Below are 12500 nucleotides of genomic sequence, written 5' to 3' on the forward strand. Positions count from 1 at the left end.
TCAGGGTTAGTCAGGACCTAAGCCGAGGCCGACAGGCGTAGGCGATGGACAACAGGTTGATATTCCTGTACCACCTCTTTATCGTTTGAGCAATGGAGGGACGCAGAAGGATAGAAGAAGCGTGCGATTGGTTGTGCACGTCCAAGCAGTTAGGCTGATAAGTAGGCAAATCCGCTTATCGTGAAGGCTGAGCTGTGATGGGGAAGCTCCTTATGGAGCGAAGTCTTTGATTCCCCGCTGCCAAGAAAAGCTTCTAGCGAGATAAAAGGTGCCTGTACCGCAAACCGACACAGGTAGGCGAGGAGAGAATCCTAAGGTGTGCGAGAGAACTCTGGTTAAGGAACTCGGCAAAATGACCCCGTAACTTCGGGAGAAGGGGTGCTTTCTTAACGGAAAGCCGCAGTGAATAGGCCCAAGCGACTGTTTAGCAAAAACACAGCTCTCTGCGAAGCCGTAAGGCGAAGTATAGGGGGTGACACCTGCCCGGTGCTGGAAGGTTAAGGAGAGGGGTTAGCGTAAGCGAAGCTCTGAACTGAAGCCCCAGTAAACGGCGGCCGTAACTATAACGGTCCTAAGGTAGCGAAATTCCTTGTCGGGTAAGTTCCGACCCGCACGAAAGGTGTAACGATTTGGGCACTGTCTCAACCAGAGACTCGGTGAAATTATAGTACCTGTGAAGATGCAGGTTACCCGCGACAGGACGGAAAGACCCCGTGGAGCTTTACTGTAGCCTGATATTGAATTTTGGTACAGTTTGTACAGGATAGGCGGGAGCCATTGAAACCGGAGCGCTAGCTTCGGTGGAGGCGCTGGTGGGATACCGCCCTGACTGTATTGAAATTCTAACCTACGGGTCTTATCGACCCGGGAGACAGTGTCAGGTGGGCAGTTTGACTGGGGCGGTCGCCCCCTAAAGGGTAAAGGAGGCGCCCAAAGGTTCCCTCAGAATGGTTGGAAATCATTCGTAGAGTGCAAAGGCATAAGGGAGCTTGACTGCGAGACCTACAAGTCGAGCAGGGACGAAAGTCGGGCTTAGTGATCCGGTGGTTCCGCATGGAAGGGCCATCGCTCAACGGATAAAAGCTACCCCGGGGATAACAGGCTTATCTCCCCCAAGAGTCCACATCGACGGGGAGGTTTGGCACCTCGATGTCGGCTCATCGCATCCTGGGGCTGTAGTCGGTCCCAAGGGTTGGGCTGTTCGCCCATTAAAGCGGTACGCGAGCTGGGTTCAGAACGTCGTGAGACAGTTCGGTCCCTATCCGTCGTGGGCGTAGGAAATTTGAGAGGAGCTGTCCTTAGTACGAGAGGACCGGGATGGACGCACCGCTGGTGTACCAGTTGTTCTGCCTAGGGCAAAGCTGGGTAGCTATGTGCGGGAGGAAGGGATAAGTGCTGAAAGCATCTAAGCATGAAGCCCCCCTCAAGATGAGATTTCCCATAGCGTAAGCTAGTAAGATCCCTGAAAGATGATCAGGTTGATAGGTTCGAGGTGGAAGCATGGTGACATGTGGAGCTGACGAATACTAATAGATCGAGGACTTAACCATATAATATGAAGCAATGTTATCTAGTTTTGAAAGAATATAAAAAACTTGTTGACTTTAAAAGTTAAATGAGTTAAAATAATTCTTGTCTTAAATGAATACAGTCTGGTAATGATGGCAAGGGTTGGGCTGTTCGCCCATTAAAGCGGTACGCGAGCTGGGTGCAGAACGTCGTGAGACAGTTCGGTCCCTATCCGTCGTGGGCGTAGGAAATTTGAGAGGAGCTGTCCTTAGTACGAGAGGACCGGGATGGACGCACCGCTGGTGTACCAGTTGTTCTGCCAAGGGCATAGCTGGGTAGCTATGTGCGGAAGGGATAAGTGCTGAAAGCATCTAAGCATGAAGCCCCCCTCAAGATGAGATTTCCCATAGCGTAAGCTAGTAAGATCCCTGAAAGATGATCAGGTTGATAGGTTCGAGGTGGAAGCATGGTGACATGTGGAGCTGACGAATACTAATAGATCGAGGACTTAACCATATAATATGTAGCAAATGTTATCTAGTTTTGAAGGAATATGCCTTCAATAGTTTGGTGATGATGGCAGAGAGGTCACACCCGTTCCCATACCGAACACGGAAGTTAAGCTCTCTAGCGCCGATGGTAGTTGGGACCTTGTCCCTGTGAGAGTAGGACGTCGCCAAGCAATCTTAAGACGAGTCAGAATGACTCGTCTTTTTTGTATGCTTTCATACCTCTGTTAATTGCTTGTTTAACTCCTTCTAAATAGGCAAATCCATGTCTTTTATCTGGTTCTAAGTAAGTACCTTCTGCCCATTCATTCCATGCATTAATAAATAAAAACTCGCTGTTGTAAAGAGAATAGGTGCGTTGAATTTGCTTACTTAAATATATTGTGAACTTCCTAGGGGTAGAACCGAGGAAGATGCTGCTATTTAAGTCTTTACGGCGTGCTGTGTTGTCCCAGTCAACAAAGGCACCGGGAAATGTTTTTTTCCCTGAAGGAGATCGCTTTAATATATACATCCACACTTTATCATAATCCCAAGCGTTTATTTGTTTACCAGACTCATATATTGTCTTATTTATGTCTGGAGAGCTATCATGAGCAATTGTATAAAAAGGCTCGAATTGAATGCTAGCATCAAATCCATTTATATTAGGAAGTGGAAAGCTGTTTAATGTTTCTGCGAAGTATATACCTTTCAAACCATTTTCTTGTGCGAGTGTATTCCAGTAATTAAGCATTTGCTCACAATCAGGTATATGCCCAGGACGATAAATAATGAATAGTGGTTTACCATCTATACGGATATATCTCTCATCTTGGAAAGCTTGTAATAAATAATCAAAATGTTCTTTCCAATCGGAGAACCCTCCGTAATTTTGAGGCATTAATATGTGGCTATCAAGACCATCCCAGGTTTTTGTCCACGGTTCGTTTGCCCAAGAAAGGCAAAATGGAAAATCGGGTTCGCCCGTCTTAAGTACTTCATTAAAGGGTGTCTCCAATAGCCTCTTTCCTTTAAACCAGTAATGGTAATAACAAAAACCATATATGCCGTGTGCTTTAGCAATTTCTGCTTGCCATTTTCTTACGGATGGGGTGGTTAAGTCATAATAAAAATCTTGATAAGGTTCTCTAGGTTGATAATGTCCTGCAAATAAAGGTCGTGCACTTTTAGTATTTGTCCATTCAGTAAAACCTTTCCCCCACCATCTGTCATTTTCTTTTATTCGATGAAACTGTGGTAAGTAAAAAGCAATTATTTTCAAGGTATATCCCCCTTATGTTCTTCGTAGTTCAAAGTGGTGGGAAGTTACTTTTGATTTTTTGACTCTAGTTTAAAGCACGAGATATGTTATTTACTTATTATGTAACCAAAGTCTAAAATTTTATGTTCTTTATTCAAGGGAACACCTAAATTTTGGGCGTATGTTTTACATGGCTATAAAACAAATATGCTTCATAAAGAGCATGTTCATAGAAAGTACTTACAAACTGTTGTTGAATTTCTCAGAGGAGGGAACGTATGTACTGTGATGCCGTTTATCTTTATTTGTGAGCAACTTTGTATAAATAGATTTAGAAGTTCAACATCAGAAAGATGGCTAACAAGGTTCTCAAAATCACTTCCTAACTTAAAGGTATTCATTTGTTAACCTCCAAATTATATAGTGCCTAAAAATTATGTTCGTGTTTTTTACTAATAAAAACATGTAGAAATTCAGCATCTAATCCTAGTGATCTATCCTTTTGTAAATAAACAATTGTATACATGTTTGCATGTGTATAAATATATTCAATCATATCTCGACCCCAATCAAATGTTACTAAAGATCCATTCTCATCAATAGGATTTCCATGATAAATTGGCTCTTCAATATACTCAATTCCTTCTTTATTTATTCTTGCTCTTTGTAAAGTCTTTGGGAGTGTATGATACCAAGGGACAGTAAACACATGAGCGCCACCAGGCTTTAATACACGTTCTATTTCTTTAAAGGCTTTCTCTGGCTCCATTACGTGTTCAAAGACATCTTGAGTAATGAACAAATCAAAAGATTCATTTTGAAAAGTCATGTTTTCTAAATTCTCACATCTAATTCCTTGAACGTATTGACCAAGAGGATAGTTTTTAAAGTATTGAGAATATGTATAGTTTTTGCAGTTTTTTATTAGTAGTTGAGTTGTAATCCCTCCCGGTGAGGACTCGTGGATATGATAGGAACCCCACTTTGGAAAAAAGGTATTTAAAACATGGATTAGAGCTCGCTGCCTTGGTATAGAGTGACATGTAGAACATAAGTAATGATCTCTAAGCCAATCATTATGCTCTATAAATGTAGCTTCCTTCTCACAAATAACGCAGTATCCATTATTGTGCTTCAAATTACCTTCCATATGACATCCCTCCTTTTTAAAAAAATACATATGACACATACTTTAATAATCAGTGAAATCAAAGAGGTGGGTGAAAATTAGGGAACCCATAAAAGTGAGATTGGTAGAAGGGAATAATTAGTGGTGGAGAAGTCCACGGCAATTAAAGTTTCACTTTATGCTATGCGGTACATTCGTTTTTATGCATTGAAGAATGTATCAACTTAAAATCCCCCCTTTGCGTACGGATACATTTCAAAGTCTTGTGCATATATCTCGGTAACTAACTCCATTGTCTCTTTATCATAAAAGCTTTCATATGTTGGGAAACGAGGGAAGGCGGTATCTGTAAGGCTAATTTCTGCGTAGCTTCCTGTATGAAGCATTTTATGAGCGCGATGGTGATTTGAATTTGTAAGTAGCGCTAAATTGGATTTAATTAAATCATACGTATGTTCTAATTTGGTGATTTGTGTATTAAAATCTTCTAAAGGAATATAGTATTGGATGAAATTTTCTTCACCTGGAACGTATTGCTGACTAAAATGTATGTCCATTGCTAGGGAATTGGAACCAAATGCTCGAATGTAATATAAAAATTGTTTAAATGATACTCCTCGATTACTATATTTGTCATTATACAAATACTGGCGGATACTTTCCCATTGAGGGCTGGCATATGGATTGTCAGCAAGTAATAAAAATGAGCTGACAGCCCTTGTATAAGGATTCCGCACAAGTTTACAAACATCTTTTTTTGCTTCTAGAAGCCCATTTTGTAACGCTGGTATGTATTTGGTGTTGTTTTTATACACCCAGAATTCATAGTAATGAATAAAGTCATGGTATTTCTTTGCTTCAGTAAATAATCCGATTTGAAAAAAGAACCAATTAGCTAATGTAGTACATCCGCTTCTGTGGCTCCAGAATAGTATAAGTGGAAAGTCTTTATGGAAATGTGGTATTCGTTCTTTATGTAGAATTACATGATTTAACAGTTCTTGATTTACATTCTTCATAAATTTAATGCTCCTTTTTGAAAGTTTTATTTATGGAGAAGGTTTTTTAAAATAGAATAAATGAGTGAGAGTATGGAAACGGAAGTCTTTACTAATCCAATATATTCATGGGAATGAGTAAATATTATGAGTGTTTCTTGCGGTCATCTTAAACAAGGTAGTAATTTTAAAAGGGAAATATAAAATAAAGATAATGAAAAAGTATAAGGGGCATACAATTATAAGAGAAGGAATAATAGAATTGTCCAAGTTCATTTATTTGTATTTCCAGGTGTGATAAGTAAAAATCTTATTACTAGAGAGGATATTATGGGGAAGAATAATTATTTAATAGTAGGTGGAAATAGTTTCATTGGCATTAACCTCGCATTAGGTTTATTGAAACAAGGGCAAAATGTAAAAGTATTTTCCAGGCATATAAATAATTTTCCTCAAAATATTATAAGTGAGGTTGAATTTATTAAAGGTGATTTAGCCAATGTTGAAGATATATATAAAGCTTTAGTGAATGTGGATATTATTATTTATTTAGCTGCAACGTCTAATGTAGCAACTTCAATTGAAGATGTTTTCGAAGATATGAACAGTAGCTTTTTTTTTCTTAATTTCATGGAAAGTGTTAAAACTTTTCCTATTAAAAAAATTGTATTAGCATCTTCTGGAGGCACAGTTTATGGTGAACCGGAATATTTACCTATTAATGAGGAACATCCATTAAAACCACTTTCTCCTTATGGAATAACAAAAGTGTCGCTTGAAAATTATTTGTACTTTTATAAGAAAAAATATGGAATTGACTATGTTGTATGTAGATATTCTAATCCATATGGGAAATATCAAAATCCTTTAAAGAAAGTCGGGGCAATAAATTGTTTTTTGTATCAGCATCTCAGTAATGAAAAGATTAATATATATGGGAATCCACAAGAGATTATTCGAGATTATATTTATATCGATGATTTAGTGGAAGTCACTATACAACTATCGCAATTAAATAACTTGAAATTTTGTGTGTATAATATAGGGAGCGGCAAGGGGCTCTCTTTAAAACGAATTATAGTAGAATTGGAGAAATTAACGGAAAGAAAAGTGGACTTTATCTGCTATAAACAAAAGCGAGAAAATGTTCAAAAAATCATTTTAAATATAGATAGAGTAAGACGAGATTGTAATTGGGAACCGAAAATAGATTTCAAAAGTGGAATTAGGTTAAATAAGCTATGGATTGAAGAGTTCTTATATAGTAAAAAATAATAAGCCATGCCCTACTTCTGTATAAGTAGAGCGTGGTTTATTATTTTATTTCTTTTTTTATTACCCAAAGGTCTTGATGTTCCCACCAAAAACCTTCAGTGTATTTTTGGATGATAGGATTATAAGGTAATAATTTAATTTTGCCACATACGTAAGAGGGGCTAACGATCGTTTGCCCGTATTGATGCACATCTAAATCCAGTTGTTCACTAGAGGGGAGAAACCAATAACCCTGTTTATTTAAATCTGGAAAGCCGAAGTACTTTTTACTTTGATATCCATGGGTTGTGAAAATGAATAATCCGCCAGGGGAAACCGCATTATACAATGTTTGAAGCCAACGAAACCAAGTTGTATCAGGCATATGAGAAAAAAAGGATAGACAAAAAACGATATCATACGTAGACGATAATTTTACTTGTTCAGGTTCAGGATGAGATAAGATAGAAGAAGTATGTAATGTGCGTTCAATAAAAGTAATAGCTTCTTCATGTATATCACAGGTAGTTATATGTAAGTTCGTTTGTAGGTGTAATAAATGACGTGTTACGCAGCCATATCCGGATGCGAATTCTAATAATTTAATTGGAGTGTCTACAGGAGGATAAAAGGAAGTAATTAAATCTAAGAGTGTTTCTGCTGATTTTCTTCCATCTTTAAAATAATAATCTATCGCTTCTTTTTTAGATGGAAAGACTGGATTCGTGAGAAGGAATTGAAAGATATGATCCTCTGGGTGGATACTTGCATTTACATTGTAGTTGTGTGCAATTTGAGAAATCAAACCTTTATTTTCCTCTATAAATTCTTTCAAAGCGTAACCCCCTTAAATAATAGTAATGTCTTACAAGAGATACTGATGGTAAAGAAAATATATAATTAAATCTTCAAATATGCCTTAAGGTACTTTCTATATGCATACATTTTCTTTTTTGAAATGTCGTCGATAGTAAAGGCGTCTGTAATAAAATTCTGCATTTGTATAACTTCACTGTAATGGGAATATGAATCTTCTGTTTTCGTTACACTATTTGTATGTCGTCTATGATAGTTTAGAGGTTTTGGATTGAAATAAATGTTCCCCTCTTTAAGAATAGAAACATAGAAAAACCAATCACCAGCTACTTTAAACTTTTCCAATTGTTTTGCTGTTGTTTTTATATCTATGTTTTTAAAAACCACACTTGAGACATTAGGTATGGTGTTTTTGATAAGTAACGTATCTTGTATTTCATCTATCCCTTTTCGGACATAAGAACTCTGCCATTTCTCCTTATCAATATCATTGGTGTAATCCAAATAATGATTAGCCAAGGTATTTCCTTGTTCATCTATTTGTTTTGATTGTGTGTAGCTTAGGGCAACATCACTATCTATATGAAACCCTTGTATTACTTCTTCTAAAAATGTCTGATCACATAAGTCATCGGCCTCAGCAATCCAAATATAATCACCGGTTGCTGCAGAGATACCTTTTATCCATTGTTTAAATACAGAACCAGAGTTTTTATCATTAATAATCTGCTGAACTTTCAGGTGGTGTTTATTTTCGTTTGAGAGCAGCTTTTCAAATATAGATACGCTATTATCAGTAGAGGCATCGTCTAGGAAAATTAGTTCGTAAAGGGGATAGGTTTGATTTAATATTGATTTAACTCGTTCGGGTAAGTATTTTTCGTAATTATAGTTCGGTATAATGACGCTTATTTTTTTATAATCATGCTCAAGCAAGTTTAATAATTGATAAACGTAATGAAGAAAGTTGAAATCTTTTTCAATAAGTTCTTGGCCAAAGGTCCCTTTTTGTAATCGTAAATCCTCATCCCCGATAAATTCATATATTCTTTCCAGCATCATCGGTAAGTTTAAATAGTCTACTAATGCGCCGGTTTTTTCCGTAACAACATCTTCAAAACCTCCAGCGTTTTTAAACCCTATAACAGGGACTTTTGTATCTAATGCTTCTAAAACCACGTTTGGGAAAGGATCTTCTCTTGAAGTTAATAAATATAAATCAGCACCAGCGTTATATAAACCGATATCTAGAGTAGGCTCCACTAATGTGAAATGTGCCGTATATCTAGGTGATAGCGTGTTTAAAAAGCGAACATCCGCTCTCCCAACCCAGATGAAATGAATATTTCTATGAATCTTTCTTACTGAGTAAGCAATAAGTGAGAATAAATCTATCCCTTTTCGATGATCAGCGAAACCTACCCCCAAAATGATTTTGCTATCTAGAGGCAGGTTGTGTTTTTCTCTTAATTCGTTTCTCGCTTTTGTAATATTGTTTTTATAAGGATTGTGGTTAAACAAACCTTGAGGGAGGATGTGGCACTTTTGATGGTCTAATTGAGTGATTGTACGGAATTTTTCATACACGTATTGTGAAGGGAAGACAATTTTGTGAGCAGACTTGGCAATGTTTCTCGCTTTTCCCTCAGCAGAGTACTGTTGTATTAAATGCGGCAATTCATGTATTAATGAAATAACTTTTATATTATGTTTAGCTAGTAATGCAACTATATCACCACTTATGACAGTACTGCATATGGCGACGGTATAGTCTTGTGATAATAACTTCTTTATTAATAATTCGACCGTTTCTTTCGTTGGGTAGTTTTCCTCTAGGCAATAAACAGGACCATACTTTTGAAAATCGTGGATTAAGATGCCAGTTCCAATAGAAATAATTGCGACGGAGTAATGAAAGTTTTCTTTAAGAGCTTTAATAGTATGTAAAGAAAGCAGCTGTGCTCCGTGGAAATGGGCATCATGGGATACATAAATGATTTTCTTATTAACATGCACTTCATAACGCCTCCTAAGTTAATTAGATTTTTAGTAAATGTATGGTGTATTTATCATTCCTCGAGAGAAGTGGTAGGAGATAATTGTGAATGTAATCGAAATAAAAAAGCTACTTTTAATATATATTTGTTTGGCTTGATATTCATTCTTTAGAAAGTATAAACTGTCGATTATGAAAGTGACTGCACTAGTTTATTACTCTCTAGGAACGGAGTATAAAAATACCCTTTATAATTTATAAAATAAAAAGGATAAAAGCTATTGACGATTAGAGTATAGAGGTGTAATATAGAACAAGTCGCCGATGCAATAACGCAGAACACGACAAACGAAATAAAAAACTTAGTTGACATTAACTAACGAAGATGTTAACATAAGGAAGTCGCAAATGAGCGACAGACAAGTTCTTTGAAAACTGAACGAAACAAACAACGTGAAACGTCAATTTTTATTTTTAGATGCTAGACAAACTAACTTTATTGGAGAGTTTGATCCTGGCTCAGGATGAACGCTGGCGGCGTGCCTAATACATGCAAGTCGAGCGAATGGATTAAGAGCTTGCTCTTATGAAGTTAGCGGCGGACGGGTGAGTAACACGTGGGTAACCTGCCCATAAGACTGGGATAACTCCGGGAAACCGGGGCTAATACCGGATAACATTTTGAACTGCATGGTTCGAAATTGAAAGGCGGCTTCGGCTGTCACTTACAACGATGCGTAGCCGACCTGAGAGGGTGATCGGCCACACTGGGACTGAGACACGGCCCAGACTCCTACGGGAGGCAGCAGTAGGGAATCTTCCGCAATGGACGAAAGTCTGACGGAGCAACGCCGCGTGAGTGATGAAGGCTTTCGGGTCGTAAAACTCTGTTGTTAGGGAAGAACAAGTGCTAGTTGAATAAGCTGGCACCTTGACGGTACCTAACCAGAAAGCCACGGCTAACTACGTGCCAGCAGCCGCGGTAATACGTAGGTGGCAAGCGTTATCCGGAATTATTGGGCGTAAAGCGCGCGCAGGTGGTTTCTTAAGTCTGATGTGAAAGCCCACGGCTCAACCGTGGAGGGTCATTGGAAACTGGGAGACTTGAGTGCAGAAGAGGAAAGTGGAATTCCATGTGTAGCGGTGAAATGCGTAGAGATATGGAGGAACACCAGTGGCGAAGGCGACTTTCTGGTCTGTAACTGACACTGAGGCGCGAAAGCGTGGGGAGCAAACAGGATTAGATACCCTGGTAGTTCACGCCGTAAACGATGAGTGCTAAAGATACCCTGGTAGTCCACGCCGTAAACGATGAGTGCTAAGTGTTAGAGGGTTTCCGCCCTTTAGTGCTGAAGTTAACGCATTAAGCACTCCGCCTGGGGAGTACGGCCGCAAGGCTGAAACTCAAAGGAATTGACGGGGGCCCGCACAAGCGGTGGAGCATGTGGTTTAATTCGAAGCAACGCGAAGAACCTTACCAGGTCTTGACATCCTCTGAAAACCCTAGAGATAGGGCTTCTCCTTCGGGAGCAGAGTGACAGGTGGTGCATGGTTGTCGTCAGCTCGTGTCGTGAGATGTTGGGTTAAGTCCCGCAACGAGCGCAACCCTTGATCTTAGTTGCCATCATTAAGTTGGGCACTCTAAGGTGACTGCCGGTGACAAACCGGAGGAAGGTGGGGATGACGTCAAATCATCATGCCCCTTATGACCTGGGCTACACACGTGCTACAATGGACGGTACAAAGAGCTGCAAGACCGCGAGGTGGAGCTAATCTCATAAAACCGTTCTCAGTTCGGATTGTAGGCTGCAACTCGCCTACATGAAGCTGGAATCGCTAGTAATCGCGGATCAGCATGCCGCGGTGAATACGTTCCCGGGCCTTGTACACACCGCCCGTCACACCACGAGAGTTTGTAACACCCGAAGTCGGTGGGGTAACCTTTATGGAGCCAGCCGCCTAAGGTGGGACAGATGATTGGGGTGAAGTCGTAACAAGGTAGCCGTATCGGAAGGTGCGGCTGGATCACCTCCTTTCTATGGAGAATTGATGAACGCTGTTCATCAATATAAGTTTCCGTGTTTCGTTTTGTTCAGTTTTGAGAGAACTATCTCTCATATATAAATGTATGTTCTTTGAAAACTAGATAACAGTGTAGCTCATATTTTTTAATTTTTAGTTTGGTTAAGTTAGAAAGGGCGCACGGTGGATGCCTTGACACTAGGAGTCGATGAAGGACGGGACTAACGCCGATATGCTTCGGGGAGCTGTAAGTAAGCTTTGATCCGAAGATTTCCGAATGGGGAAACCCACCATACGTAATGGTATGGTATCCTTATCTGAATACATAGAGAGAAAGCAAATGCGATTTCCTGAGTAGCGGAGAGAAAGCAAATGCGATTTCCTGAGTAGCGGCGAGCGAAACGGAACATAGCCCAAACCAAGAGGCTTGCCTCTTGGGGTTGTAGGACATTCTATACGGAGTTACAAAGGAACGAGGTAGACGAAGCGACCTGGAAAGGTCCGTCGTAGAGGGTAACAACCCCGTAGTCGAAACTTCGTTCTCTCTTGAATGTATCCTGAGTACGGCGGAACACGTGAAATTCCGTCGGAATCTGGGAGGACCATCTCCCAAGGCTAAATACTCCCTAGTGATCGATAGTGAACCAGTACCGTGAGGGAAAGGTGAAAAGCACCCCGGAAGGGGAGTGAAAGAGATCCTGAAACCGTGTGCCTACAAATAGTCAGAGCCCGTTAATGGGTGATGGCGTGCCTTTTGTAGAATGAACCGGCGAGTTACGATCCCGTGCGAGGTTAAGCTGAAGAGGCGGAGCCGCAGCGAAAGCGAGTCTGAATAGGGCGTTTAGTACGTGGTCGTAGACCCGAAACCAGGTGATCTACCCATGTCCAGGGTGAAGTTCAGGTAACACTGAATGGAGGCCCGAACCCACGCACGTTGAAAAGTGCGGGGATGAGGTGTGGGTAGCGGAGAAATTCCAATCGAACCTGGAGATAGCTGGTTCTCCCCGAAATAGCTTTAGGGCTA

The 12500-nt window shown here is 39.9% G+C and carries 6 protein-coding genes, 3 rRNA genes, 1 pseudogene and 1 other annotated feature (2 of these 11 running past the window's edge); of the genes and pseudogenes, 4 read left to right on the forward strand and 6 right to left on the reverse strand.

The window, feature by feature from the left end:
• Together ATN06_RS01700 and rrf are read left to right on the forward strand one after the other, a co-directional pair.
• Window positions 1–1550: ribosomal RNA gene (locus ATN06_RS01700) — 23S ribosomal RNA — on the forward strand (it extends 1376 nt beyond the left edge of the window).
• Between the two features lie 525 nt (window positions 1551–2075).
• A 5S ribosomal RNA gene (rrf, locus tag ATN06_RS01705) occupies window positions 2076–2191 on the forward strand.
• A gap of 14 nt (window positions 2192–2205) precedes the next feature.
• Here rrf and ATN06_RS01710 read toward each other — a convergent pair.
• The 4 genes and pseudogenes from ATN06_RS01710 to ATN06_RS01725 all read right to left on the reverse strand — a co-directional run bounded on the left by ATN06_RS01710 (window position 2206) and on the right by ATN06_RS01725 (window position 5409).
• Window positions 2206–3282: a glycosyltransferase WbsX family protein gene (locus ATN06_RS01710; RefSeq protein WP_060629304.1), complete on the reverse strand. Its 1077-nt coding sequence runs from the start codon at window positions 3280–3282 to the stop codon at window positions 2206–2208.
• Window positions 3283–3386: 104 nt separating this feature from the next.
• Window positions 3387–3662, reverse strand: a pseudogene (locus tag ATN06_RS01715) (class I SAM-dependent methyltransferase); the annotation flags it as partial.
• Window positions 3663–3688: 26 nt separating this feature from the next.
• Window positions 3689–4411, reverse strand: coding sequence for a class I SAM-dependent methyltransferase (locus tag ATN06_RS01720; RefSeq protein ID WP_060629305.1), 723 nt, complete (start codon window positions 4409–4411; stop codon window positions 3689–3691).
• 203 nt (window positions 4412–4614) lie between these two features.
• Window positions 4615–5409 (reverse strand): sulfotransferase family 2 domain-containing protein, encoded by a 795-nt coding sequence (locus ATN06_RS01725; RefSeq protein WP_060629306.1) that lies wholly within the window; start codon window positions 5407–5409, stop codon window positions 4615–4617.
• A gap of 309 nt (window positions 5410–5718) precedes the next feature.
• On the opposite strand from ATN06_RS01725, the gene ATN06_RS01730 reads away from it, so the two are divergent.
• Entirely contained in the window at window positions 5719–6663 is a 945-nt protein-coding gene (locus ATN06_RS01730) for an NAD-dependent epimerase/dehydratase family protein (RefSeq protein WP_060629307.1), read from the forward strand.
• A 40-nt stretch (window positions 6664–6703) separates the two neighbouring features.
• On the opposite strand, the gene ATN06_RS01735 is transcribed toward ATN06_RS01730, so the two are convergent.
• The gene (locus ATN06_RS01735) at window positions 6704–7477 is read right to left on the reverse strand and encodes a class I SAM-dependent methyltransferase (RefSeq protein ID WP_060629308.1); all 774 of its coding nucleotides are present in this window, start codon (window positions 7475–7477) and stop codon (window positions 6704–6706) included.
• Window positions 7478–7542: 65 nt separating this feature from the next.
• Window positions 7543–9474 (reverse strand): glycosyltransferase, encoded by a 1932-nt coding sequence (locus tag ATN06_RS01740; protein WP_060629309.1) that lies wholly within the window; start codon window positions 9472–9474, stop codon window positions 7543–7545.
• Window positions 9475–9950: 476 nt separating this feature from the next.
• Here ATN06_RS01740 and ATN06_RS01745 point away from each other — a divergent pair.
• Window positions 9951–11490, forward strand: a 16S ribosomal RNA gene (locus tag ATN06_RS01745).
• Between the two features lie 146 nt (window positions 11491–11636).
• Window positions 11637–12500, forward strand: a sequence feature (most likely nonfunctional fraction of RNA operon); it runs 3258 nt beyond the window's last position.

It is taken from the genome of Bacillus thuringiensis (assembly GCF_001455345.1).
GTDB classification, from domain to species: Bacteria; Bacillota; Bacilli; order Bacillales; family Bacillaceae_G; genus Bacillus_A; species Bacillus_A thuringiensis_N.